Here is a 25907-nt window from a genome sequence, read left to right as displayed (position 1 = left end):
CACCCTCTAATTACCGGAAGAAACTCTACTAAACATAACAAAAGTGACACCCATAAACTTCTGGATTATATATCCACTCACTAAAGCAAGTATAAATGAGACTAATAGCCCAGAGAGTAAACTATGAACTCCTGTTAAAGGCAAAAGTGCTGACATTGAAAAAAAGAGGGTCAAGACTAATGCTGCTGCAGAGAGACTGAGCAAATCTATACTTATTAGTCGACACAATGGGAAGGCAATACGATTCATACGTACCATAATTACCAAAGCCACCAATTCACCCGCTATACCAGAAATAGCAATCCATGCCAGATCGGCTTCTTGTGCAACAAGAACTAGAATGGGAATAAGAGCTAGCGTACGGAAAACATTACTCGGCAGAAGGTTTTTTGTTTGTCCTTTTGCCATGGAGACTAATGTTGGGACAACGCGCAATATCCTGACAACCCACATTATACCAAGCCACCCCACCAGAGAGCCCGCCGCAGCATACTCATTTCCATAAATAAGATCAACCGACTGCTCGCCACACAAGATAAACCCAGCTCCAAATACAACCCCTAACAAAACATAGCTAGCAAGATATCTTCGGTATTGATGGTTAAAAGTATCTGGGTTGTCTTGTTCCCTCGATAAACTTGGAAGGAATAGTGATATTCCTACACGTGCTAACATTTGGCCAGGCACCATTGCCAGTAGAAATGCAGCAGAGTAAACTCCAACATCGGCCATATCATAATTTGAACCGAACAGCTTTTGCGCAGAACCCAGAAGAAAACGATCACCTTGCAGAACCAAGAAAAGCAACATTCCATTCAACAACAAAGGCCAACCGAAGTGAAAAAACCTTTGCAGATAATCTTTTCGCCATCCAATCCTGAAAACTCGTTTTGCTACAAAATGTGAACCTGCCAACAAAACAAAGCTACGCAAAACAAGAAGCCACAGCATTGCCCGGTAATCGCAGAAATAGCTCGCCAAAGGCCAAGCAGCCACGAGCAAAATAGCTTGAGATGAAACTTCCACAGAAGCATTTGGCCAATATTTCATGTGACGTTCCAAACGTTTCGGATCAAGATGAGAGAGTCCGATCAGTAATGGAACGATTCCTAAAACAACAAATGCGGAGACTGCTTCTGGAATATTAAATAAGGATGACAAAGGGATAGCGAGGAGTACAATGATTAAGGCACTTATTGCACCACGAACCAAATTCAAACCTTGTGCTGTCTGCTGAAAGGCCTCTTCATCACCATCCTCAGCCTGAACCAATAATCGATCGAGGGACATATTACTGATCATATCCATTAGATTGACCGTCATCAGAAAAATAGCAGCGACGCCGAAATCAGCGGGGCTAATCAAACGAGCCACAATGATGTTACGACCAAGAGAACAAACCTGACCGACAGCTTGTGTGCCGGAGAGCACCATAGCCCCTCTAAATAATTTACCTTTAAAACGTGACAACGCTATATCCCACTGCTTATTTGCATTATTTGATCAAATGGTTTTACGGCCATCTGCCGCACCTCTGGGAGATTGGTTAAAAGTCTATTTTTAAAATGATCGCGTTCAACCCATATAGACCAAAGTTGCTCAACAATGGCACTCGTATCTGTCACACATGGGTCCACGACTGCATCACCAAGCCCGCAAGTCTCGAAAACACCTAAGGTCTTAGGGCTATACGAAACTGCCGAAGTTGGTACTCCTGATGAAAGACCCGCAATTGTCGAATGCATGCGCATACCACAGAACCAGTCAAATTGACTGATAAGATACTTTATTTCACAAGGGCTTTCATAATCTGGAGAGACAGCAACACGGTCTTTCACCTTATCACCAAAACTTTGTGAGAGATGTTCGCAAGCATCCAGGTCGGACTCATAATGGCCATGTGGTGTTATCACATGAGGCACGAGAACTACCTTACAATCAGTTTGGTCAAGAAATCTCTCCAGAAGTAGTTTCATAGCGAGGTTGTAATCAGCACGAAATCCGTAATGATCTTTCGCTTTATTAGGATCGTGATACATCAACCCGCTAATATTAAGACCAACAACCGTAGCGGAAGAATCAAGCCATCGAGCAATCACTTCTGGAAAATTTTCTGGTTTACTTACCGGAAGGCTAAAAGCAACATCCACTGAGCAACGATGTCGATCAGGGTCGAAAGAATCTGCCAACAGGTCTTTCAAGACAGTAAAACTACGCAAATCTCTTGCCCAAGCTTGAGTTGCACCTTTTACAATTTCAGAAGCTTTTTCTCGGGCCTGTTCTGTACGAAAGGGGCCATAGGTCTGAGGCATCAAAATCAGAGGTTTCTTTTGCTGCAAAGCGATTATTTTGGACAAAGAGACTGCATTAAAGCGCTTCTGGCCATAGAGGTCGGTAAAACTATCACCACCACTAATATCCAGCACAACATCAGAGGTTTTAATTGCATGGACCCCTTTATTTCCAAGCCCTCCAATACGACCAGCCAACCACATCATCCAAAGATTTTCAGGCCGGTAATAACGTTTTGAATTAACAGCGCCCAGTTGATTGAATTTAATCTGCTTCTCGTCAGTAACAATACTGCCCTTTCTATCACCTCGGCCATGATCAAAAAGTGTTATGTCTGCTTCTGGATCTGAATCATGTAAATTCGATAGGATCGAAAAACCTAAGGCTGAAACACCTAGGTTGCCAGTATCTAATGCTGATCCAAACAAACAATACTTCAAAACACGGATCTCATTTCATAAAATGTTGCGTAATTGATTCTTGGGTAAACAAGCCAAAAGTCTGAGTTCTACTTATTATTCAAAACACTCACTTCTGCTACTACCATCTTCTTAGCGGTATTTTGACCAAATACATTTCTCAACTTCAAAAATGGACTTTCAAAAAACCTGAATGAGGCACCAGCTAAAAGAACAGAGAGAATAGAGCCGCAAACAAAAGTAAAGACCCAATAAGGAGAACCGACCACCGGGCCCAACTTAATCGCCACCGAAATCGCAATAGGGTGAAAGATATAAATTCCGTAAGAAACTTTCCCAACATATTTGAAGCCAAAAGTCTCTAAAATACGGCACCCAGGAATTTGTGGGCGCTGCAGGATACATGTAATAAGGACAAACGAAAACAAAGGAGCCAGAACGTATCTTAGTAATTGGCTATTGTCCAAAAAAGAGAAAATTCCAGCGACCAGAAATAACACTGCGACAAGATAGAAGACAGCAGCACGTGAGAAGATTTTTCCAAAAACATCCCAAACAGGTTTGCTCTTCAAAAGGTACGCCAGAACAGCACCCCAGAGAATCGCATCGTAACGGGTATCAAAAGAATAATAGAGGCGACCAGTCAGATCCCCGGTATAGGTTGAGACAAGATAGAATCGCCAACCAATAGCAACGACGATTAAACCAACCGCAACGGCAAGGCCTTTCCGACGAGACAACACCATCGCAACGAGAGGCCAGAGCAGGTAATACTTTTCTTCTATAGACAGCGACCAGGCATGCCCGAAAGGAGGAAACGGTTGAGGAGTAAAAGCCAGTTTGAAATCAATATAATAAGCCATCAAAGACGGCACATGGAGATTATAAAGATCCACCTTCTCAGGGGATGCAACAGTCACAGCCAGCCAATAGACAAATATCGCCAGGTAATATACAGGAAAGATTCGCAGAGCACGACGCCAGTAAAAACCCTTCAGTCGATCGGCTAGGGATGCAGGCTGTTCGCGCAAGATCAAGGTGGTAATCAGGAAACCACTCAACACAAAGAAGAGATCCACACCCAGATCACCCATACCCTGCAATTCTTTGATAATTGGAATATCGAGTTTAGGACAATGGTAAAAAACCACCCACATAACTGCGACAGCACGAATACCATCCAGACAAGGGAAGAACTTGGTCTTTTGAAAATCTTCAAACGAAATTGCTGACAAAATCTAAACCTTTAACAAATTGGACGCTGATCAAACACAAGAAAAAGCCATTTGGCCGCGATTAGAATCTATGAAAAGCTGTAAGGGCAAAATCTTGGGTTTTGTTTTAACCATAGACCTTGATAGGACTTTATTGCGGCGAATCGATCTTAAACACAAAAAAACCACATCACGACATAGGTTCGTGAGCGGCATTCAGATCAACCAATCATCCAGCCCCCCGCCGGATTCACTATTCTGTTTTTATACGGGCAGTAAAAAACCCGCATCCGATATACCGAAAGCGGGTGTGATCATATTTTATGACCTTGACCTCGCATCTCTTCGGCAGCCCGACCAGCCCTTTAGGGCCCGTAACTTTACGCCACCGGATCGCTCCAGTGTTGCCCTTATCGGAGATGTAACTTAACCGCGTGGCAATTTAATACAGTCGCTGATTTTAATCAATCTATATTGCTGATTTTTCGATGAAATATGGTAAATGAAGCTAAAACAATGTTCTTAATTTTAGCCGTGGAGAGGATCTGATAACACCTGATGGTTATAAGTCTAGTGCAATAATTAGCCTTGATTAAAATCTATGAAAATTTGTAAGGGCAAGAACTTCTAGCTTTTTGATTTGGTTTAACCATAGACCTTGATAGACCTTCATCGCGGCCAATTATGCTTTAGTCCTAGACTTTGCCCTTGACGATAAAATAAGGGTTAAGCAGGTTATCTTTATTATAAACCAGCGCCTCGTCATTGGGTTGTAGAACAGTTCCCCCCGCAGCTTCCACCACGGCATGACCAGCGGCAGTATCCCACTCCATGGTCGGCCCCAGGCGCGGGTAAAGATCAGCCAGACCCTCGGCAACTACACACAGCTTCAAAGAGCTGCCAATCGGCATGGCCTCGACAACCTTGATGTTTTTCAGATAGGCCTCAAGGTCAGGTGAAGGATGAGAACGACTCATAACCACAGTCAAACCGGCCTCTTGATCAGCCTCACGGACACTGACCTTAACGGGTTCACCTCCAGCCACCGACACCCAACACCCAGCCCCCGACACCCCATAATACATCTTGTTCTGCACCGGCACATAAACAACCCCGGCAACTGGACGACCGTTTTCAATCAAAGCGATATTAACGGTAAACTCTCCGTTGCGCTTGATGAACTCCTTGGTGCCATCCAACGGATCAACACACCAGAAGCGCGTCCACTCTTTACGTTCTTCGAAAGGGATAGCAGCACCCTCTTCGGAGAGGATGGGGATCTCGGGGAAATGTTTTTGCAACCCGGCAATAATCACCTCGTGGGAAGCTTTATCGGCTGCAGTGAGAGGCGACTTGTCGTCTTTGTACTCGACAGCGTGATCGCCATCGTAGACAGAGAGGATGGCCTGGCCGGCGGCTTTGGCGATTTCACAAACAATATCTATATTCATAAACACAACCTTTTGTTTAACAGGGATGAAGGGGATGGAGGGGATAAGTCAAAAGCCTAATTGGACGCTGATTAACGCTGAAAAAAATGATTTCAAACAAACCCTTCAGGCTTAAGGTTATATGCCCGATCAGCGTTCATCATGAAAATCAGCTTCCAAACAGGTTCTAAGGTTTAGCCATCCCCTTAATCCCCTTCATCCCTGTAAATTAGCCTTAAAGTATTTAGCGGCCATCAGCTTAAAGCTAATCGTTAACGTTATTCTTAGTTCAGAATAGCGTTAACGATTTCTTCCGCAATGTCGTCAGCAGAGCGTGTTCCGGCTTCAACCTCAATCTCCGGGTTCTCTGGCGGCTCGTAATCGGAATCTATGCCGGTGAAGTTGGGCAACTCCCCTGCCCGGGCTTTTTTGTAAAGTCCTTTAGGATCGCGGACTTCGCAAATTTCCAGCGGGGTGTTGACAAAAATTTCGACAAATTCGTCTTCTTCCAGAAGCTCACGGGCCAACCTGCGCTCGCTCTTGAAGGGCGAGATAAAGGAGGTGAGAACGATCAGGCCGGCATCGACAAACAGCCTGGCAGTTTCGGCGATACGGCGGATGTTCTCGACTCGATCGACGTCGGTAAAGCCGAGGTCGCGGTTGAGGCCGTGACGGACGTTGTCGCCATCGAGGAGATAGGTGCGCTTGCCGAGGCTGTGCAGCTTCTTTTCCACCAGGTTGGCAATGGTCGACTTACCGGCGCCGGAGAGTCCGGTGAACCAAAGAACCTTCGGCTTCTGGTCGTTCATCTCGGCGCGACTTTGCTTGTTGATATCGATCGACTGCCAGTGAATATTTGTGGCGCGGCGCAGAGGGAAATCGATCATGCCGGCGCCGACAGTGGCGTTGGTAAAACGGTCGATGAGGATAAAGTTGCCGGTGGAGCGATTCTCCTGGTAGGGATCGAAAGAGATCGGCTTGGTCAGACTGATATTGCAGATACCGACTTCGTTGAGTTCGAGAGTTTTACCTGGTTCTCGCTGCAGGGTGTTGACGTTGATCTTGTGTTTGAGGGCGCTGACCGTAGCCGGAGCCGTAGCGGAGCCAGCCTTGATCAGATAACTTCGTCCTGGCAACAACTGCTCTTCATGCATCCAGGCCAGGTGCGCCTCGAACTGATCTGCGTACGAGGGCCGCTGTTCGGGGCAGCAGAGCATATCACCGCGACTGATATCGATCTCGTCTTCAAGGGTGATGGTCACAGCCTGGCCGGCCACCGCTTCTTCGAGGTCGCCATCCATGGTAACAATTCTGGCCACCTTGCTGATTTGGCCGGACGATGGGACCACGACGGCATCGCCCGGTTTGACGATACCGGAAGCAATCGTACCGGAGAAACCCCGGAAATCAAGATTGGGTCGGTTAACCCATTGCACGCGCATGCGAAACGCCTTGTTCAAAGCGTTATCGCTGATCTCGACATGCTCCAGGTGATGCATCAAGGTCGGTCCTTGGTACCAGGGAGTGTGCTCACTGGCCTTGATGATATTGTCGCCCTTCAACGCAGAAATCGGGATACAGCAGATCTCTTCGAAACCGAGCTCTGCTGCGAATTCTTTGTATTCTTCGATAATTTCGAGATAGCGATCCTCTGCATAATCAACCAGGTCCATCTTGTTGATCGCCAGCACGATTTTGCGGATGCCAACCAGAGAGGTTAAGTAGCTATGGCGACGGGACTGGGTAAGCACACCTTTACGCGCATCGATCAGGATAATGGCGACCTCGGCGGTGGATGCACCAGTCACCATATTGCGGGTATATTGTTCATGGCCAGGGGTATCGGCAACGATGAACTTGCGCTTGTCGGTAGAAAAGTAGCGATAGGCAACATCAATGGTGATGCCCTGCTCGCGTTCGGCCTGCAGACCATCGAGTAGCAGAGCGTAGTCAATCTCGTCACCTTGAGTACCGACCTTCTTACTGTCAACCTCAAGAGCAGCGAGCTGATCTTCGAACACCATTTTGGAATCCCACAGCAGGCGCCCGATAAGGGTGCTTTTACCATCGTCAACGCTGCCGCAGGTGATGAAGCGCAGCATCTGCTTTTGTTCCTGGGTTTTCAGGTATGCGGCGATGTCTTCCGCTATCAAATCAGACTGATGAGCCATGTCTTTTTCCCTTTATCGTCAAAAACTCATTTACCACAAAGTACACAGAGGCCACTGAGGTTTTTTTATTGTTTGGTCACACAAAGTTTTCTTCGCGCTCTCTGTGTCCTCAGTGGTGCAAAAGTCCTTTAGAAATAGCCTTCTTGTTTTTTCTTCTCCATCGACCCAGCAGAGTCATGATCAATCAATCGTCCCTGCCGTTCCGATGTCCGCGTTAAAAGCATTTCCTGAATAATCTCAGGAAGCGTTGCGGCCTCCGATTCAACGGCAGCAGTTAGCGGGTAACAGCCGAGGGTACGGAAACGCACCGACTTCATCTGCACCTCTTCGCCGGGGGCTAGCTTGATGCGATCATCATCCATCAGAATCAACATGCCATCGCGCTCTACAACCGGACGCACCTTGGCGTAATAGAGAGGGACAATGGGGATTTCTTCGAGGTAGATGTACTGCCAGATATCGAGTTCGGTCCAGTTCGAGAGCGGGAAAGAACGGATACTTTCGCCCGGCTTGACCTTGGCGTTGTAGAGGTTCCAGAGCTCGGGGCGCTGGCTTTTCGGATCCCAGCGGTGATTTTCGCTGCGGAAAGAAAAGATTCGCTCCTTGGCGCGGGACTTTTCTTCGTCGCGTCTGGCACCACCGAAAGCCGCATCGAACTTGTACTTGTCGAGACCCTGCTTGAGACCTTCGGTCTTCATGATATCGGTGTAAAGGGCGCTGCCGTGGTCGAAGGGGTTGATGCCCTGGCTGGCACCCTCTTCATTGGTATAGACCAGCAGGTCGAAATCGTACTCTTTGCGCATTTTTTCGCGAAACTCGATCATCTCGCGAAACTTCCAGGTGGTATCGACGTGCATCAATGGAAAGGGAATCTTCGACGGGTAAAAAGCTTTCTTGGCCAGATGAAGCATGACCGCTGAATCTTTACCGATCGAGTAGAGCATGACCGGGTTCTCGAATTCGGCCGCAACTTCGCGGATGATGTGGATACTTTCAGCCTCGAGCTGGCGCAGGTGTGTCATTTCGATTTTCATGATAATCCTTGGGATTATAGTTATTAGTTATCAGTGTTCAGTGTTCAGTGTTCAGTGTTCAGTGTTCAGTGTTCAGTGTTCAGTGTTCAGTGTTCAGTGTTCAGTGTTCAGGAAACTCTTTTTCAAATACTCAACTATTTGCATGGCAGCCTCATCGGTTGTCTTCTCGTTAACTTCAACCGTAATTTCAGCTAGCTCCGGTGCATCATAGACCGCATCAACACCAGGAAAATGTTTATATTCTCCCCTACGTGCCTTGGCGTAATGGCCCTTATCATCGCGCTGCTCGCACGCCTCAACGGTTGACTTCATATAAACTTCAACGAAATTTGTCGCGACACTGCGGGCGAATCGACGGCTTTCTGCATAGGGAGAGACAAAGGATGCGACAACGATCACACCATTTTTTTCGAGCATCGCACAGAGATGACCGGCTCTTTTGACATGGCGATTGACATCTGCCGGGGCAAAGCCCGTCTCGGGAAACAGAGGGCGCACATCATGGCTATCGAGTCGCTCGACCTTAAGATCGTTCTTTAGCAGTTCCTGGTATACCTTATCTGCAACAGCTTTTTTACCGGAAGCAGGCAAACCGGTAAACCAGAGGACAAAGGAAGGGATCTCCTTCTTGCCGTAGCGGATCTTATGCCAGAGGCGCTCGTGGAAAAAATAGAGACCCATCTTGGCGAAGACTTCCAGAAAGCCGACAGTAATCGCCAAGGCAAATTCACCGGTGAAGATAAAAACGATAATCGCCGTGGTGATTGTCGCCCAGGTTCTCCATGAGATCGCCTTGAGAATGGAACGTTTTTTTGTTTCGTATTGCATACTTACACTAGTTGTCAGTTATCAGTTATCAGTTATCAGTTATCAGTTATCAGTTATCAGTTATCAGTTATCAGTTATCAGTTATCAGTTATCAGTTATCAGTTATCAGTTATCAGTTATCAGTTATCAGGGGTTGGGTGTTGGGTGTTGGGTGTTGGGTGTTGGGTGTTGGGGGTTGGGTGTTGGGGGTTGGGGGTTGGGTGTTGGGTTCGGGGCACAGGCACCTGCAGAGCCAGCCCCCTTAATTCGACAAAGATCCTACATACCACTCCAGAGCCTCTGCCAACCCCTGCTCTATCGTATGGGTAGGCACATACCCCAGCAACTCCCCAGCCTTACTTAAGTTCTGGGGACAGGCACCTTTTAATGAGGGTGGCTGTTTACAAAACCAAACACCTCAGCACCAGCCAAAGCCGCCCCGGCCTTATCTTTTACCGACATAATAGGCTCACCCTCTAACGGCCACGCTATTCCTATTTCTGAATCATTCCAAGTAATGCAACGCTCATATTCTGGCGCATAGTAATCCGTCGTTTTATATAAAAACTCGGCAGTCTCACTCAACACAAGAAAACCATGGGCAAACCCCTCAGGAACCCACATCTGCCTTTTATTCTCAGCAGAGAGGATTTCACCAACCCACTTGCCATAAGTGGCTGATCCCTTGCGAATATCAACAGCCACATCAAAAACTTCACCAGAGACCACCCTCACCAGCTTCCCCTGCGGTTGCTTCACCTGGTAATGCATCCCCCGCAAGACCCCTTTGCTGGATTTTGAATGGTTATCCTGAACAAAGGTCACCTGAAATCCAGTCGCTTGCTCAAAAGCCTTTTGGTTAAAACTTTCGAAGAAGAAGCCGCGGTCGTCGCTGAAGACTTTGGGTTCGAGGATCAGTACTTCGGGGATGGTTGTTTTTATTACTTTCATAGAAACCGTTTTAAGTTTTAGGTTTTAGGTTTTATGGCCGTAGCTAGCTTTTGGAGCATCTTTGATATTGCTACCAGTTCTGCCGCCAGCTCTTTCTGATTTTCATCTTTTATAACGCCGATTTTTGACGCAATGTATGCTTGGGTTCTCAACTCTGCTGCGGACCCTTTGGCTATGTGTAGAAAACGAACAAATTCCTTCTTGGAATCTCGCTCGGCACCCTCAGCGATATTGGATGCAATAGAGACAGCAGCTCTGCACATCTGATCTTTCAAACCGTAATCGCGACAGTCCTTTAGAACCTCATAGACCTGCACTGCAAGACGAGCAGACCGTTTCCAAACTTCGAGTTCTTCAAATGAAGAATAGGACATAAGAATTTCCATTAAAAGTTTTAGGTTTTAAGTTCTTAGGTTTTAGGCTTAACCACTTAAAACTTAACCACTTAAAACTTAACCACTTAAAACTCATCCGTTAACACGCCCCTGCCCTTCACCACCATCTCCAAATATGCCCTATAACTCGACTTCGGAGTATCTTCAATCACCCTCTTCATCTGCTCTTTATCAATAAATCCCTTGCGATAAGCCACTTCCTCAAGACAAGCGATCTTCAACCCCTGGCGTGCTTCCAGAGTGCCGATGAAATGGCTGGCTTCGAGCAGACTCATGTGCGTGCCGGTATCAAGCCAAGCAATGCCGCGCTCAAGCTGTTCAACCATCAACTCACCCCGGTTCAGGTATGCCATGTTAAGATCGGTGATTTCAAGTTCACCACGAGCGGAGAGTTTGAGAGCCTTGGTCAATGCGACTACATTTTCATCATAAAGATAGAGGCCAGGCACAGCATAATGCGACTTGGGTTTGGACGGCTTCTCTTCAATACCGATAGCCTTGCCGTTCTTATCAAACTCAACCACACCGTAACGCTCGGGGTCGGTCACCGGGTAACCGAACACTTTGGCCCCACCGTTAAACTCGCCAAAGATCCGTGTGAGCTCCATACGGCCATAAAAGATATTATCGCCAAGGATCAGACTGACCGGATGGTTATCAATGAACTCTTCTCCAAGCAGAAAAGCCTGTGCAATCCCGTTGGGTTCCGGTTGTACGACATAACTGATCTTGATGCCAAAGCGGCTGCCATCGCCGAGCAGGGCCTCAAAACGCGGGGTATCCTGAGGTGTGGAGATAATCAGGACATCCTGAATACCGGCCCGCATCAGGGTCGAGAGCGGATAATAGATCAGCGGCTTATCATAAACCGGTTGCAATTGTTTACTGGCGACCAGGGTCAGCGGATAAAGACGGCTCCCGGCTCCACCGGCCAGAACGATCCCTTTTTTAATACTCATTGACAGCCCCTCCATACATCTTCTGGTAATACTCCTGGTAGGAACAGTCCACCACCGAAGCCACCCACTCCGGGTTATCCAGATACCAGTCGATCGTTTTGAGAATACCCTCTTCAAAGGTTACAGAAGGCTGCCAACCCAACTCATCCATAATTTTGGATGCATCAATTGCATAGCGGCGATCATGACCGGGGCGATCCTTAACAAACTTGATCAGGCTGCGGCGCGGTTGTGCCGAAGGCAGATGGCCGACTTTCTGATCGAGGATGTCGCAAACGGTTTCAACGATCTCGATATTCTGTTTCTCGTTGTTGCCGCCAACATTGTAGGTTTGTCCTAGCTGCCCTTTTTGTAGCACGGCCAGAATAGCTGCACAGTGATCCACAACATAAAGCCAGTCGCGTACGTTCTTGCCATCACCGTAAACGGGGAGGTCTTTGCCGTTAAGAGCATTGTTAATAATCAGTGGGATCAGCTTTTCCGGAAAATGGTAAGGCCCGTAGTTGTTGGAGCAGTTCGTCATCAGGATCGGAAGTCCGTAAGTATGGTGATAAGCGCTCACAAGGTGGTCTGAAGAGGCCTTGGATGCCGAATAGGGCGAACGAGGATCGTATGGTGTTGTTTCAGTGAACAGCCCCGTTTCGCCAAGAGACCCATAGACCTCATCGGTACTAACATGTAGGAAGCGGGTGCTAGGGACTGGGGGTTGGGGGCTGGACAACCAATGCTTTCGAGCGGCTTCCAGCAAGGTGAAAGTGCCGATAATATTGGTCTGGATGAACTCAGACGGGCCGGCAATACTTCGATCAACGTGAGATTCTGCGGCAAAGTGAACGACCGTATCGATCTTTTCTACAGCAAAAAGATCTTCGACCAAAGCAGCATCACAAATATCACCTTTAACAAACGTGTAGTTGGGATTGCTCTCAACATCCTTCAAACTTTCTGGATTACCCGCATAAGTCAGTTTATCCAGATTGATGACATGTGTTTCAGGCAAGATCTGCAGGAGTAAGCGTACAAAATTGCTGCCGATAAATCCGCAACCACCAGTTACCAAAATACTTTTCACTAATACAACTCCTTAAATCGTGCTGCCACTTATCGGGTTTAGGCCTCTCGGCCAATACCCCTATACTCAAACCTAGCCATTTTCACGGCAGCAGGTTCATATTGAAAACCACCTACCTTACTGCGATAGCACGAATACCATCTAGAGAAGGGAAGAACTTGTTTTTTTTAAATCTTCAAACGAAATTGCTGACAAATGAATGACCCCGCCGCAAGCCGCTGTGAATACAACCCCAAGGCCTTCAAGAGATAATACAAACTTCATCCCATCTCAACGCTGAGACAGAAACCACGCGATATTAGTGAAAAACATTGAAAAACAAAAGGTTTTTCTCGGATTAACAACATTTTTTCTGGGGATATTACAGACAGCGGACTGGCCACATACGCCATTCCGGAAAGCGAAAAGCGGTTGCGCAACACATCTACTGGTTGCTGGCCACCATAACCGGCAACACATCCACACTCTGATGTTCCAAAAAACTGGCCAAGGCTTTTTGCTGCAGGCACCTGGTGAGCCGGCTATAGACGGCCTCCCGGGAACAGTAACTCTGACCATCCTTCTCATCACCGTGTGAACACTCGTGGCAAACAGTTAAAAACATAACAGACCCTTTAAGCTCTATATTTCAAAGTTGAAGCGTCGAAAGAAAAGCGGGAGTATACACACCACTTCTCACAAATCTCTCACAGGCCATTTTTCTTTTTTTTTTGGGGGGGGGAATAAGGAACGCGGTACGGGGGCCGTGGAAGGCTAAAACCTCAAACAATGATTTAGGCGCAGATAACGTCCGATCTTATCAGATGTTATCTGCAGCCAATATTGCCTATAAATTTCAGGGTCAATCTTCCCTGACCTGATAGCCTCTGTGGACTTCGGTATCACGACGATGGGCGGAAAGGTCTTCGGCTAAAGCATCAAGCTTGTTTGATAGATTTTGCTCTAAACCATCAACCCTCCTCGTCTGCTTGGCTTCAACTCCTTCAATCTTCGCCGTCAACTTCTCCTCGACACCTTCAATCTTCGCCGTCAACTTCTCCTCGACACCTTCGATCTTCGCCGTCAACCTCTCCTCGACACCTTCAATCTTCGCGGTCAGTTTTTCCTCAACACCATCTATCTTTTGATTCAAGACCTCAATTTTAAAGCTGTTGTTTTCTATCTTTTCGTTCAACTCATCGAAGCGGTCATCCAATTTCTTATCAAGAGCGGCATAACCTTCCAGAACCAGGTCAAATTTGCCATTGATGTCTTCGAGAATCATCTCAAGATTATCCTTTTCCATACGTTCCCTCCTAATATCATTACAGTAAAAAACATTTTATGAAATTACAGAGGATGAGGTTATAAATCAAACCCAAAACAGCTTAGCGCGATCAGGAACTGTGAAATTCCAGGTAAAACAAAAACAGTAGTTTTCAGGTTTATATTGCAACCATAGTCCTTGACAGATTTTCATCACGGCTGATTAAGCCTTTAAACCCTAAAATCGAAACCTTGATTTGCCCGCAGCGACAAACTAAGTACCTTCTCAAAGTTATATTCACCCAGCATAGCAATTGTGACCATTTCTGTTATATACTTAAATGTGTTGCAATTGTTATGTTTAGAGTTGATTAAACAGAAAGGGGAAACTTAAAGTTCAATAAGGAGTAACCAAGATGAAACTGCTTCTATTGGTCATGTTTCTCGTCTTTATCGGTTGCTCTCCGCCTCAACAAAAAATCACAACGGGAGAGTTTGAAATATACGCAACTGTTATCGTAACTGAGGACTGGTGCTATATGTCTGATAACAAAACAAAAGTGAATGGAACAACCAAATACTTCTCCAATGTGAAGGCCTTTTCACAAATCTGCGTGAGCCTCAAATCAGATGATCCGGAACGTACTTTACAACACGAGCTGGCTCATGCCTGGCGCAACGCTGTAGGCCTTGATGTAAGATGGGTGGGTCACAATAACGTTTGCACTTCGGGGGCGTGTTAAGAGCACGGCACAAGGCAATGGTAAAGAGGGCTGTGAACTGCAAAAAAAATTAAAGAGCTCAATTATCCTGCACTCAAAAAAAACAACCCCACAGGTCATTAATGTGTGCTTTACAAACGACAAGGGACACTCAAAACAGAGTGCCCCTTATCATGTTCTTTCATTCAAAAGCCTATACAAACCTTAACTATCTCGCCAGCGGAATCTCTTTCGCCAACTCATAACGACCAATCGCACTAAGCTTCGATTCTACCTGCAGGTAGCGAAAAGCCTTCTTGCCAGGCAAAACTTTGCCCACATCCACAGCCATTTTCTTCATAACAGCGAGGCGGTCATCCTGAATATCGTAATACTCATCGACAAGTTTCACGGCCTGCTCATCCGTCAAGGTCTGGTAGACCGAAGCATAAGCAAGGATCAGCTTCGCACCACGCTGATTAACTTGAAACAGTTCCTCCTGGTGCTTATCGTAAACCGGCCAGAAGGCCGCAGCTTCTTCCTCAGTAAACTCCATATTCTCCATAACGACCAAGCGCTTCTGATCGAACATGATCTTTTTCTTCAGGTCCAGAGCCTCGTCAGCCAAAGCTAAAACCGGGGCAACAAGCAACATGAGGGTAAGCAGAATTGTTTTGATACGCATGTGATCTCTCCTTAAATTTAGAGTGCTAGAAATTAAGAATTACGCTGCTTGATGGTGATGACGACCCGACGGTTCAACTGCCGACCGGCCTCAGTACTGTTATCAGCAACCGGCGCCGACTCGCCAAAGCCAAGGGTACTGATCCGATTGGGGTGGACGCCTTGACCGACCAGTGCATTCTTAACATTGTCGGCACGGGTCTCCGAAAGGGTCTGGTTGGTCTGTTCAGACCCGCTACTATCGGTGTGACCCGCTATCTGGATGCTGGTGTCTGGATATTGGTTCAGAACCCGACTGACCCGGCTAATCTCATCAAAAGCTCCAGCGTTCAAGTTGGCAGAGCCCACGGCAAAGAGGTAGTCGGATTTGAAAGTCACAGCGAGGACATCGGCGTTACGTTGGATATTGGCGGCCTCGACTGCGGCCAGCTCTCGACGCATGGCGGCTTCCTGCTCATCCATACTCTTGCCCACTTTGTTGCCGATCGCACCGCCAGCAATAGCACCTATCGTGGCGCCAACGAGCGTCCCTGTGGTGTTACCACCAATGGCCTGGCCGAGCAGAGCCCCGGCAGCGGCACCGCCAACAAGACCAACGCGAGTGCCCTGCTCTTGTTTGTTTTGCGCTGGAGCGCAACCAGCAACCAAGACAATGAAAATGATCAATAAGGGTAAAAACTTTTTCAATTGACATCTCCTTCGCTAAAAATAGCTAGTTTTGTTCGATAGCCCAGAAGCAAGGAAGGCCCGAAGGAGGCCTTTAATCTCATGCTGTCAGGAGTTACTCCGTAGCATGAAAGATACAATAAAAATAACTTAATTCAACTAAGCTTAAGGGAAATAAGCCCTGCCAATGAAAAGAAAGACGAAGACCTCTATTCAGGGCGGCCGCCACTGAATACAGGCACTACCAGAAGGGGTAAAAGAAATTCAACGTCAGCGACCCAAAGTGGTGCATGTCATCCTGACCGACAAATTCTTTGGTCCTCGTGACGTGGGCGTAAGTCAGCATCAGGTTGTGATGACCCAGGGTGATTCCTGCGACAAGATCTGCGACCATATCTTTCTTATCGATGCTGTGACTGTCGGTAAAGGTGTTGCCATCCAGGAATATGTCGCGCAGCACATACTTACCGTTGACCGCACCGAACAGGTAGATGGTCGGTTTATCGTGCGGTGTGAAGAGTGTGCTGCCAGCGGGCCGGATCATCGAAATGCCGAAGTTGCGCGCCAGATTCATCCCGTACCGAACCTCCAGCCCTGTATTCAAATATGTCGCGACATTACCGACGACCCCGCCAGCATGAACGATCGCGTCGGCAGTCAGCAAACGATCTGAAGCTCCGGAAAACAACCACTTGCGCTCGAAAGCCACTAGTAGGCCAGGCTCGTTTTTTAACTGGTTGTCCCAACCATTTGCCGTAGGAATATCGCGCAGTTCGTGAACCAGGGTCTGAGCCTCTTCGGCAAAAGACAAAGGACCGACCATCCCCATCTGTATTTCCAGGCTATCGACAAAGTCGAGATGCTCCTCGAATTTCATTTTGCGATGATAAGCCAGGCCGACGTAGGACCACCCTGCATAAGGGCGGTCATCAACAATGAGATCAGAACGACTGGTATCCGACGGGGTATACATGTTCTGACCCAGTGAAAACTCTGCCTTGTGGCTGTATTCAGGGCTTGAGTCGCGGATAAATGGAATCTTGTGGACCAGCTCCAGGACTTTGCGAGGGAAATGCCCCTGCTTGGCGTGCGGCGACAAATCAGGGGAAATCAGTGAATATTTGATGCCATTGGTATAGTTGCTGTCGGTGCCATCGAACAGGTCATTTTCAAAAAAGATCGACTGGGCCCAACGGTTGCTCTGGTCCTCTGCAGCCAGAAGCCCGCCGGGAGTTATAAGAACGGTCAGTACAACAAAGGTCAGCCATAAGCAAGCAAGGTGACCAAGTGAACTAAATTTCAAGACAAACCCCATATCGACATGACTTCAGGGATGATCGGTTCACCCTCCTCGCGCTCGGCGATATTATGCAGGCGAGAAGCAATGCTTGCAGCATAGTCTGACAGCGACCATTGGTTAAGGATGCGCACCGCATTATCGGGGGTACTGGGGATCACGCGCTCGATGTCATACACAATCCCATCGGTTGACCCGATCGCCAGGTTGGCAAACCCGGCTGCAACGGCAGCAAAAATGTCGCAGTCTTCACGGCAATCGAGCGCCTCAAGCCATTCAAGGTAAAACTCGATCACGGCAAGGGTCAGGAGGCTGCCGCGACACTTGATCAGAATCTCGACCTCATCACAGCTCAAGGCCCTGCAATGCGACTCAAGGAGAGTAAGGATGCGCCGGTCTCCTGTCATTAACATCCCGCCCAGTACGGCCAGGCCATTGGCTAATGAGCCTCGATCGTACAAGTCAAGAAGCTCGAGAGCTCCCGTCGTGGCATTCTCAATATTGGTTGGCGCGAGGACGACATAGTCAAGGGCCGCAGGAGATGCCACCGTTCGGGCCGGATCGCAGCAGATAAAAGGCATCAAGGCGTGAACACCACTCTTGCCGGCGAGCACGAGGTCTACGGCTGTCTGGTAATTTCGAAAGCGCTGCGCGGGATGGATACGCGTCACGTAATGCCGGTACAGCAAAAGAAGTTTTTCCACGAGCTCTGGATTCGCAGTCGCTCCGTAAAGATCAATGGCGGCTTGAGTCACGGCATCAAGTCGGTCTTCGTTCAGTTTGAGAGCCTTCTCAGGGCTATCAAGGACTTCATTGATCTGTTTCTCATTCATATCCATAATAATCATCCTTGTTAACCAAGCTCCATGCGGAGCTCTGGTTAAGAGGTTTTTAGTTCAACAGCCTGAAAAGATTAACGGTTTTTTACCTCTTGGAAATTGAAAGATAAAATAAATTAAAAGCTGGAGATATTACATCATAACTCGAACGGATAAAACTTCTCGCCGATCAACATGACATATTTTTTGTTATTATTGTTAGCAAGGAACAAAGAGATGGAGCCTTGCCATGGTTGAACATTATCACCTGATTACGTACAGCGAAGAAGAGGAACTTGCGAATCGCCTGACACACAGCATTGCAGCAATTCTGAGCCTGGTCGGCCTGGTGATTCTGCTAATCTCAGCCTCTCGCACCGGCGACCCCTATCGCATTGTCAGCGCTGCGGTTTTTTGCGGCATTTTATTTCTCTTCTATATTATTTCGACACTCTACCACACGGTCAGGACACCCAAAATCCGCTATACTTTCAGGATTCTAGACCACGTCGGCATTTACCTGGTCATCGCCGGTTCTTATACACCTTTCACACTTGTCTCGATGCGCCCAGGACACGGGTGGGCCCTTTTTGGCCTCATCTGGGGTCTTGCCTTGGCCGGAGCCATATTCAAAACGTTCATGACTCACCGCCTGGCCTTCCTCGCTCCGGTCTTTTACATCGCGCTCGGTTGGTTAATCGTCATAGACCTGGAAGGGTTGCTGACCATGGTTCCGCTCAAAGGGGTCTTCTGGTTGCTTGCCGGCGGTCTCTTCTACACGATTGGAATCATTTTCTATGCGATCGACCGAATCCCATATAACCACGCTATCTGGCATGTATTTGTTGTTGCCGGCAGCTGCTGCCATTACCTTGCGGTACTGTGGTACGTCATACCTGTCGGGATGATAAACCCAACCTAATCTATCGCAATAAAGACACTTAAGCCAATTCCTTAAAAATGTACTTAAAAATGTACAATGTCGATTGCAGTTTTGATGAGACGAAAAACAACCCTATAGGAACGCGCAGAAAAAGCAGGCATCAACGACTGCTAACTCTCACTCGTTATCCTGAGTGGGGCTCACACGACGATGCGCTTGACCATCAGGGCGATGGCCAAGGGCAGGAGAAACAGTGTGGCAACTAGCAGGTAAAGCAGACTGAACCATAGGTCGCCGGCCCAGACTTGCAGACTGCAGCCACGCACCAGCGCCACCAGGTGTGTCAGCGGCAGCAACTGTGCAAGGGACTGGGCCCAACCCGGCAGGTTCTGTAAGGGGAAGAAGGTACCGCTGAAGAGGAACATGGGTGTAATACCAAGAAAAATCGGCAAGTTAAACGTTTCAATTCCCGGCACCAGGGAGGTACAGATCATGCCCAGGGCGGCGAACACTAAGCCTCCAAGGATTGCCAACGGAATCAGCAAGAACGCACCGGGGAAGTTGAAGAACCCGCAGAGCGAGATCACTGTCGTCATCAGGGTCGCAGCGATCAACGACTTGCTGGCAGCCCAGAGCATTTCACCGAGAATGATTTCTTCCAGGTTGAGCGGCGTCGCCAACAAGGCGTCGAAGGTTTTCTGATAATACATGCGCACAAAGCTGTTGTAGGTGGTTTCGAAAAAAGCGTTGTACATGATACACACCGACACCAACGCCGGAGCAATGAATGTGGTATATGAGAGCGTCTGGCCGCCGTATTCCAGTTCGCCGACCATCACCGACAGACCGACGCCAAAGGCAAGGATATAGAGCAGTGGTTCAAGAAGTGGGGGCAAAAAAGAAATCTTCCAGTTCTGCTTGTAGATGGAAAAGTTTCGCTGCCAAACCCTGATTGAGCGGGCACTGATCTGTTTTGGATTGGGCCACTTCATTCGCGTAAGTCCCTGCCGGTCAACTTGAGAAAGAGATCTTCCAGCCCCGCCGGACGAAGTATGCACCCTTCGGTGCGCACATCGCGAGTCAGCTTGAGAAAGAGTTCATCGCCGTCGTCCAGATAGACCAGAAGACGTCGGCCAAGATCTTCAACCCGGCATGATTCACGCGTCAGAAAGTCGCGCACCTGCTGATCGGGATCGGCAATCTCCAGGACTGTATGCCCGACCCGTTCACGCACCAGAGCTGTCGGTTTCCCTTCCACCAGGATCTGACCATGGTCAACAATCACCAATCGATCACACAGACGTTCCGCCTCCTCCATATAATGGGTCGTTAGCAGGATCGTCAAGCCCTGCCGCTTCAGCTCTGCAAGCTTGTCCCATAGAAGCTGACGGCTTTGTGGGTCAAGGCCCGTGGTCGGTTCGTCGAGGATGAGTAGTTCGGGTTGGTTGACAAGAGCTCGGGCCAACATCAGGCGTCTTTTGAGACCACCGGAGAGGACCGAGATCTTATCTTCGGCACGGTTCTGTAGTGCAAAGAAACCAAGCAGTTCATCGGCGCGATGCTCTGCCACCTGACGTGGGATGGCAAAGTAGCGGGCATAACCAACCAGGTTGTTGCGAACCGACAGATCGGGGTCGAGGGAATCTTCCTGCTGGCAGATGCCAATCCGGCGTTTGATCTCGCGTAAGTCCTTATCGATATCCAGTCCGAATAAAGACAGGTGACCTGCATCGCGCGGTGTATAGCCATAGAGCATGCGGATGGAGGTCGTCTTGCCGGCACCGTTTGGACCGAGCAAGCCAAAACATTCACCGGGTTGCACGGCAAAAGAGAGGCCATCGACAGCAATTAGAGAACCGTAGGATTTACGTAGGGATTCGACCTCGAGGATGGCCATTATGCATCTTTCTTTGACAAAGCAATTGTGTGTTTTGGGATTTTACGCTTCTGCACAATTGTTGGCAAGGGGGTATGGACAGTCGACCCAGCCACCCCCTTAGCAGGCATTTGAACTATCACGACCTGCGCCAGAATAGTGGCTTAGGTGCATTGGCCAGATAAGCACCACACACAACCAGAAGCCCTCCCCCAAGCAGGGAGATATCGAGAGACTCACCAAGCAAAAGGGTTGCAAGGAGGACACCGTTTACAGGCACAAAGTTGATGAAGACCGCAGCCCTGGATGGCCCGATGCTCTGAATCCCTTCAAAGTACCAGAGAAAACCGACCACTGTGCCAAATGCGCCGAGATAGCCGATGCTAAGCCAAACCGGCCAGGAAAAGTACAGCGCTTCTGCAAAACTTCCATAGGACAAAGCTGGGAGCAGCAAAAAGAAGGTGCCCGCTATGGAGGACCAGCAGACGGCAGCCAAAGGAGAAAGACCGCGCATCGCTGTTTTACCGATAACCGAGTAGAGCGTCCAGGAAAGGACGCAGCCAAAAATCAGCAACTCACCTCGGCCGATGCCTCCACTGAGAATCATCAACGGATGCCCCCTGGTGATGACCACAAGGGCACCGAACACCGAGAGAGGAACGCCGAGCATCCGACTAAGCGGTAGTTTCTCACGATAGATCAACGCGGAACAGAGTGTGATCGCCACCGGGTTGAGGGCAATGATCAAAGCAGCCCGACCGGCACCGATCAAGGTCAGTCCGTTAAAGAAAAACAGGTTGTAGGCAAACACTCCCGTTAACCCCAGTGCGGCAACAGTCAAAGCCTGACGTAAATCGAGCTTCGGCAGTCGGCCCTCAACCTTCCAAACGGCCAGCAATAAACATGTCGAAGCGATGGCAAAACGGAAAAATGCCGCGGAGACGGGATGTGCAGCGCCAGCCAGAAAACGCCCGGCGACGAAGGTTCCCCCCCAGAAAAAAGCAACGGCAAGGAGTTTTAGATAGGTTTTCAATCAGCGTCTCGACCCTTAGAGGTTATTGACGACCTTTATATTCCGTGTATTTTTTCGCGGAACCGCGAACTTCATCGGCAGGATATTTCTCTTCGTTCAGAAGCATTTTACGGTTTACAGCCTCCACCATATCGATGCCAAGCTTATCGGATAAACGTAACAGGTAAACAAAAACATCGGCGATTTCGTGGCTGATCTCTTCAAGACCCTCAGGAGGGATATCAGCGCTTTCTGCTTCTGTCAGCCACTGGAAATGCTCCACCAGCTCACCACACTCGGCGATCAAGGCCATGGACAGGTTTTTAGGCGTGTGATACTGGTCCCAATCGCGGTCTGCGACAAACTTGCGGATTTTTTCTTTTAACGCGTCAAACTCGGACATAAAGATTCCTTGTGGCTTCAGCCAGAGCCGCACCTATATATCTGCTTTGGTTACGCTCCAACAGGTAAATTCTGAAAGTACCCCTGCGTCCCGGAGGCGTCAAGATGAAACAGCAAGGCCCGACTGATCAACAGCCGGGCCTTGCTATTTGGTGGAGGTGGCGGGAATCGAATTGATGGACAGCCCTCCCCCTCGAAAAGAAATAAAGCACCGATAAGCGCCTAAAAACAACTAATTACAACAAGTTGCCTCAAGCTCTCTATTCGGTATCTGTTCGTTAGAGTTCAACCAAGTTCAACGAAATTCAGCCAATATGGCGAAAGTTTGGCGAAAGCTCGCTATCAAACGGGGCACCCCAGGAACCAAGCTCTATTCGATTCCCAGAATGGGAACCGAACCCATATCCGTAAACCTAACAGTGCTTAAGCTTTTATGGAGCTAATAATATGATCCTATATATCCCTAGGTGATATAAGAATTAGTTGCGAGAGGATTTAAAGTAAGGCTATCTGCCAAGCGTCGGATTTTCCTAAAACTCGTGGCTTGTGGGATAATTCAACCAGCATGGCGAATGTCTGAAAAAAGGGTTACTCACATTTAGTTCTTTGTTTCCATCATTTTACAATCTAGCTTCGTCCACTCATAAACAATCGGGTGTGTAATTCCAATAAAACGTTAAGTGAGCTACCGGAGGCCCCGAATAGTCAGCTACAATTATTTCTACTTCACTGCCCATCATAGAAAGACCAAATTTTTTCAAATAATATCGACAAGGCGCTCAACAATGTATCCTGTCCTGACAATCCTCTGCCGATCATTCAGCTAAAATCGAATTGATGAGCATAAAAGCTTCTTCTGAAGATGAGTATGATAGCTCATAAGCGCGATTGCAGCTCAACAAATCAATAATCTGGGGAACGTTTTCATCATCTAGGTAGCGGACTTGGTACCCGGCATGATTCAATCGCCACAAAGCATTTACTGTGCTAATACGTTTGTACTCTCCGATTGAATCTGGGGCGTATGATGGGAAGAAAAAAAAGAAGTCCGTATTATCTATTTCATTATTTGCGAACTTAACCTGACCATCGCCAAGATAGCGAACTCTCAACTGATCCCAACGATAATGCTCAGGTTGTGACAAGATCTCAGGGTAGTCTTTTTGGAGAACAGACCAACTTCCCTCTTTAACACCTATCCCGAGTGGGACTGGACAAACACTACTGCTATCACTGAAAATAACAATTTCATCTGCAACCAGCGTAAAACCTTTGGCAAGCAAACTGGCTGCAAGCGTACTTTTTCCCGAGCCCGACACTCCTGGGAAGACCAAGGTCTGCTGACCGTTGGTTACGGCAGCAGCGTGTAATGTCAGCAGGTATGGCAACTGGTGAAAGACAAACATACGCAGGCGCCCTAGCAATAAAGTAAGAAGGTTCTTTTCTGGCAAGACCTCGTCACTCTGCGCAGCACCATTGAAACTTAATATCCAGCGACCTCCTACAGGGGACAAGGAGATCACAAGCGATGGATGTTGATTAGGAACAACTTGAAGATGTGCAATTTCATCATGAAGACGTGCACGGAGATCTTTGTCAGAGCATTCAATCGTGAAGATTGTCGTGAGGAGCTGGTAGAAAGGTCCGTCATGTAGATCGGTAGAGACCGTTTTGGGGCAGACAGGTTCTTGTCGATAGTACCCCGCCTCCGATTCACAACCGCCTAGAATGGCAGCCAGGGTCATTACCTGCTCATAGTCAGCGGAATTGAGAGTAAGCTCAGAAGCCAGAGAGTCGACTGTCACACCTTCAGCAAGCTTTAAAAGCATGCCTGTCGCAGTGAAATCAAGGCCTAACAGACGCTGGCTGCGTTTAGAATAGAGGATGGACTCGTCGTCAAACAGGAAAAGTGACAGCTCCGGATTGATCTGCAGGCATTGCCTAGCCTTCCCCTTTTCTAAATCGCCATCAATAAGGTAATTTTGGGGTGCCATCGGGATTAAATTGTTTAGGGGTGCCATCGGGATAAAAGAACTGGCTCGGGCCAAATGGTCCACCATCGCTGGCGGCAACGGCCGAGGTTTGAGGTGACATCAGAAGAAGGACGCCAACCGCGGTACCAACGGTATATTTTGCATATTTTTTCATCGCCGCGCGGCGCTCTTCGTCAACCAACTGCTCATCAGGTTTTACAACCTGAGGGACCTCATTTTCGTGACATCCTAGTTTCTTATTTTTCATAACTTCAACTCCCACTCCTTCAAATCAAATCCCAGTATCACTACGGGTATTCCCCGTAGAATTATTACCCTTCACCGTCACTCGTGGCGATAGTGGACCAACTTCGCTCCCATTCAAAGCCGCCACAGCAAAACTAAACGTCTGTGTGCTATCGGTTACAAAAAGGTAACTCGTCTGGCCTTCTCCAACTTCAACAGAGTCGACATTGACGCTAACTTCTTTACCCTGAACATGGAAGATACGATAACCATCACTTTTATCGACCGACTGCCAAGACAGCTGGATTCCATCCTCAACAGTAGCTGCACGTAATTGTTTTACCTTCCCCAGGCTCTTCTGACCTCCCTTGGAGGCTAAACCGGGCAAGGCTACGCAAAGCAGAGCCAGCACCAAGGTGATAACAACACTCGCACGGATATACATAATCGTTCTCCTTAAGGGACAATCGTCTTCAGCAGGCGCCGGCCTGCAGTATCGTAGTAACGGTCCGACTGATTCCCCGGGATTAATAAGGACACGCTGCTACTAGCCCGCTCATTGTCAATGTCGCTTTTACGATAGATGCGCAGTACGATATCAGTCCCGACAACATCCCAGGCGCTGCTGTCAGCACGATTCACTGGCACGGTAAAGTTCCATTCATAAGTGTGCAGCTTGGTTGCTGCACCATGATAGGTCCAGTTCCCTTGCGTGACTGAAGCTGGTGAAAGAGGTCCAGATTCGGCAAACTTCGACGCATCGGAATAAAATGCACCGCAATCCGTCTCTCCCGTGCAGTCAAACAACACTGCGTATGAATAGTAGCTGTCGTGGTAACCTTCCAAGGTCCAAGACAAAGTGTATTCATTGCTGGCCTGCATCGACTCCGGCAGGCTGTTGGTCGCCAGTACTGGCGGCAAACGTCGCTGAGCCTCAACGATAGCACTAGTGTAATTGGTTACATAAGCGGTCAATACGGGCGTTTCACTGTCATCCGTGCTAATCCTCAACTCGGCATTCTTGGTTCCTCGGGTTTTAGGGGCAAAGCTTACCGGTACATCACAACTTTGTCCTGAAGACAGAGTTGCCGCCGAACAACTATGCGTGCCGATTACGAACTCGTTGGCATCAACTCCAGCCAGGCTCACAGTACTCACAGTCCGGTCTGAGACGCCCATGTTAGTAATCGTAAACGTCGATGCTGCCGAGGTGGTACTCAACTGGAGTTGCTTGTACTGGATCACTATAGGATTGATGGTTAAATCGGCATCCTGAGCCGAATCAACTGCAAAAACCAGAGAAGGGGCCAGGATAACAGAACAAATGAGGATCTTGACAAGTAAGCAAACCATGACATCC

At 48.2% G+C, this 25907-nt stretch carries 27 protein-coding genes and 1 riboswitch; of the genes, 2 read left to right on the top strand and 25 right to left on the bottom strand.

The window, feature by feature from the left end; all coding sequences use genetic code 11:
* Positions 1 to 6 precede the first annotated feature (6 nt).
* The 13 genes from P9J64_00710 to P9J64_00650 all read right to left on the bottom strand — a co-directional run bounded on the left by P9J64_00710 (position 7) and on the right by P9J64_00650 (position 14029).
* On the bottom strand, positions 7 to 1470 hold the full coding sequence (locus P9J64_00710; protein ID MDG5466835.1) for an oligosaccharide flippase family protein: 1464 nt from the start codon (positions 1468 to 1470) through the stop codon (positions 7 to 9).
* 2 nt (positions 1471 to 1472) lie between these two features.
* Entirely contained in the window at positions 1473 to 2732 is a 1260-nt protein-coding gene (locus P9J64_00705; GenBank protein ID MDG5466834.1) for a polysaccharide pyruvyl transferase family protein, read from the bottom strand.
* A gap of 68 nt (positions 2733 to 2800) precedes the next feature.
* Entirely contained in the window at positions 2801 to 3946 is a 1146-nt protein-coding gene (locus P9J64_00700) for an acyltransferase (protein MDG5466833.1), read from the bottom strand.
* 323 nt (positions 3947 to 4269) lie between these two features.
* Positions 4270 to 4344: riboswitch (cyclic di-GMP riboswitch) on the bottom strand.
* Positions 4345 to 4620: 276 nt separating this feature from the next.
* A complete protein-coding gene (gene cysQ / locus P9J64_00695; protein MDG5466832.1) occupies positions 4621 to 5376 on the bottom strand; it encodes a 3'(2'),5'-bisphosphate nucleotidase CysQ in 756 nt (251 codons plus the stop codon).
* A gap of 263 nt (positions 5377 to 5639) precedes the next feature.
* A complete protein-coding gene (gene cysN, locus P9J64_00690; GenBank protein MDG5466831.1) occupies positions 5640 to 7526 on the bottom strand; it encodes a sulfate adenylyltransferase subunit CysN in 1887 nt (628 codons plus the stop codon).
* Between the two features lie 128 nt (positions 7527 to 7654).
* Positions 7655 to 8560: a sulfate adenylyltransferase subunit CysD gene (gene cysD, locus P9J64_00685; protein MDG5466830.1), complete on the bottom strand. Its 906-nt coding sequence runs from the start codon at positions 8558 to 8560 to the stop codon at positions 7655 to 7657.
* A gap of 93 nt (positions 8561 to 8653) precedes the next feature.
* Positions 8654 to 9388, bottom strand: coding sequence for an adenylyl-sulfate kinase (gene cysC / locus P9J64_00680; GenBank protein ID MDG5466829.1), 735 nt, complete (start codon positions 9386 to 9388; stop codon positions 8654 to 8656).
* 363 nt (positions 9389 to 9751) lie between these two features.
* Positions 9752 to 10318 (bottom strand): dTDP-4-dehydrorhamnose 3,5-epimerase, encoded by a 567-nt coding sequence (gene rfbC / locus P9J64_00675; GenBank protein ID MDG5466828.1) that lies wholly within the window; start codon positions 10316 to 10318, stop codon positions 9752 to 9754.
* A gap of 17 nt (positions 10319 to 10335) precedes the next feature.
* Entirely contained in the window at positions 10336 to 10704 is a 369-nt protein-coding gene (locus tag P9J64_00670; protein MDG5466827.1) for a four helix bundle protein, read from the bottom strand.
* A gap of 74 nt (positions 10705 to 10778) precedes the next feature.
* On the bottom strand, positions 10779 to 11672 hold the full coding sequence (gene rfbA / locus P9J64_00665; GenBank protein MDG5466826.1) for a glucose-1-phosphate thymidylyltransferase RfbA: 894 nt from the start codon (positions 11670 to 11672) through the stop codon (positions 10779 to 10781).
* Positions 11662 to 12744 (bottom strand): dTDP-glucose 4,6-dehydratase, encoded by a 1083-nt coding sequence (gene rfbB / locus P9J64_00660; protein ID MDG5466825.1) that lies wholly within the window; start codon positions 12742 to 12744, stop codon positions 11662 to 11664. The genes rfbA and rfbB overlap by 11 nt, the downstream gene beginning before the upstream one ends.
* Before the next feature lie 424 nt (positions 12745 to 13168).
* Positions 13169 to 13348 carry a hypothetical protein gene (locus tag P9J64_00655; GenBank protein ID MDG5466824.1) on the bottom strand — a complete coding sequence of 60 codons (180 nt, stop codon included), beginning with the start codon at positions 13346 to 13348 and terminating at the stop codon, positions 13169 to 13171.
* Between the two features lie 237 nt (positions 13349 to 13585).
* Positions 13586 to 14029 (bottom strand): hypothetical protein, encoded by a 444-nt coding sequence (locus P9J64_00650; GenBank protein MDG5466823.1) that lies wholly within the window; start codon positions 14027 to 14029, stop codon positions 13586 to 13588.
* Positions 14030 to 14405: 376 nt separating this feature from the next.
* Between P9J64_00650 and P9J64_00645 the strand changes: the two genes are divergently transcribed.
* A complete protein-coding gene (locus P9J64_00645) occupies positions 14406 to 14732 on the top strand; it encodes a hypothetical protein (protein MDG5466822.1) in 327 nt (108 codons plus the stop codon).
* A gap of 187 nt (positions 14733 to 14919) precedes the next feature.
* Here P9J64_00645 and P9J64_00640 read toward each other — a convergent pair whose 3' ends face one another.
* The 4 genes from P9J64_00640 to P9J64_00625 all read right to left on the bottom strand — a co-directional run bounded on the left by P9J64_00640 (position 14920) and on the right by P9J64_00625 (position 18176).
* Positions 14920 to 15375, bottom strand: a complete 456-nt coding sequence (locus P9J64_00640) for a hypothetical protein (GenBank protein ID MDG5466821.1) — start codon at positions 15373 to 15375, stop codon at positions 14920 to 14922.
* A 32-nt stretch (positions 15376 to 15407) separates the two neighbouring features.
* The gene (locus P9J64_00635; protein ID MDG5466820.1) at positions 15408 to 16061 is read right to left on the bottom strand and encodes an OmpA family protein; all 654 of its coding nucleotides are present in this window, start codon (positions 16059 to 16061) and stop codon (positions 15408 to 15410) included.
* A 220-nt stretch (positions 16062 to 16281) separates the two neighbouring features.
* On the bottom strand, positions 16282 to 17343 hold the full coding sequence (locus P9J64_00630) for a lipid A deacylase LpxR family protein (GenBank protein ID MDG5466819.1): 1062 nt from the start codon (positions 17341 to 17343) through the stop codon (positions 16282 to 16284).
* Positions 17340 to 18176 carry a hypothetical protein gene (locus tag P9J64_00625; GenBank protein ID MDG5466818.1) on the bottom strand — a complete coding sequence of 279 codons (837 nt, stop codon included), beginning with the start codon at positions 18174 to 18176 and terminating at the stop codon, positions 17340 to 17342. Before P9J64_00625 ends, P9J64_00630 begins: the two co-directional genes overlap by 4 nt.
* Before the next feature lie 229 nt (positions 18177 to 18405).
* Here P9J64_00625 and P9J64_00620 point away from each other — a divergent pair, with 229 nt between their 5' ends.
* Positions 18406 to 19077 carry a hemolysin III family protein gene (locus P9J64_00620; GenBank protein ID MDG5466817.1) on the top strand — a complete coding sequence of 224 codons (672 nt, stop codon included), beginning with the start codon at positions 18406 to 18408 and terminating at the stop codon, positions 19075 to 19077.
* A 161-nt stretch (positions 19078 to 19238) separates the two neighbouring features.
* Here P9J64_00620 and P9J64_00615 read toward each other — a convergent pair whose 3' ends face one another.
* The 8 genes from P9J64_00615 to P9J64_00580 form a co-directional block, all read right to left on the bottom strand.
* The gene (locus P9J64_00615; protein ID MDG5466816.1) at positions 19239 to 20030 is read right to left on the bottom strand and encodes an ABC transporter permease; all 792 of its coding nucleotides are present in this window, start codon (positions 20028 to 20030) and stop codon (positions 19239 to 19241) included.
* Positions 20027 to 20935: an ATP-binding cassette domain-containing protein gene (locus P9J64_00610; protein ID MDG5466815.1), complete on the bottom strand. Its 909-nt coding sequence runs from the start codon at positions 20933 to 20935 to the stop codon at positions 20027 to 20029. Before P9J64_00610 ends, P9J64_00615 begins: the two co-directional genes overlap by 4 nt.
* Positions 20936 to 21053: 118 nt before the next feature.
* Positions 21054 to 21947 carry a DMT family transporter gene (locus P9J64_00605; protein ID MDG5466814.1) on the bottom strand — a complete coding sequence of 298 codons (894 nt, stop codon included), beginning with the start codon at positions 21945 to 21947 and terminating at the stop codon, positions 21054 to 21056.
* A 22-nt stretch (positions 21948 to 21969) separates the two neighbouring features.
* Positions 21970 to 22329, bottom strand: coding sequence for a nucleotide pyrophosphohydrolase (locus P9J64_00600; protein ID MDG5466813.1), 360 nt, complete (start codon positions 22327 to 22329; stop codon positions 21970 to 21972).
* Between the two features lie 814 nt (positions 22330 to 23143).
* A complete protein-coding gene (locus P9J64_00595; protein MDG5466812.1) occupies positions 23144 to 24322 on the bottom strand; it encodes a hypothetical protein in 1179 nt (392 codons plus the stop codon).
* Positions 24297 to 24569, bottom strand: coding sequence for a hypothetical protein (locus P9J64_00590; GenBank protein ID MDG5466811.1), 273 nt, complete (start codon positions 24567 to 24569; stop codon positions 24297 to 24299). The genes P9J64_00595 and P9J64_00590 overlap by 26 nt, the downstream gene beginning before the upstream one ends.
* Positions 24570 to 24593: 24 nt before the next feature.
* A complete protein-coding gene (locus P9J64_00585) occupies positions 24594 to 24992 on the bottom strand; it encodes a hypothetical protein (protein ID MDG5466810.1) in 399 nt (132 codons plus the stop codon).
* 11 nt (positions 24993 to 25003) lie between these two features.
* On the bottom strand, positions 25004 to 25900 hold the full coding sequence (locus P9J64_00580; GenBank protein MDG5466809.1) for a choice-of-anchor D domain-containing protein: 897 nt from the start codon (positions 25898 to 25900) through the stop codon (positions 25004 to 25006).
* Between the last annotated feature and the right edge of the window lie 7 nt (positions 25901 to 25907).

The organism is Deltaproteobacteria bacterium IMCC39524, assembly GCA_029667085.1.
Classification (GTDB): Bacteria; Desulfobacterota; Desulfuromonadia; order Desulfuromonadales; family BM103; genus M0040.
Note: the sequence above shows the minus strand (reverse complement) of the source record. Positions and strands in the feature narration are given on the sequence as shown.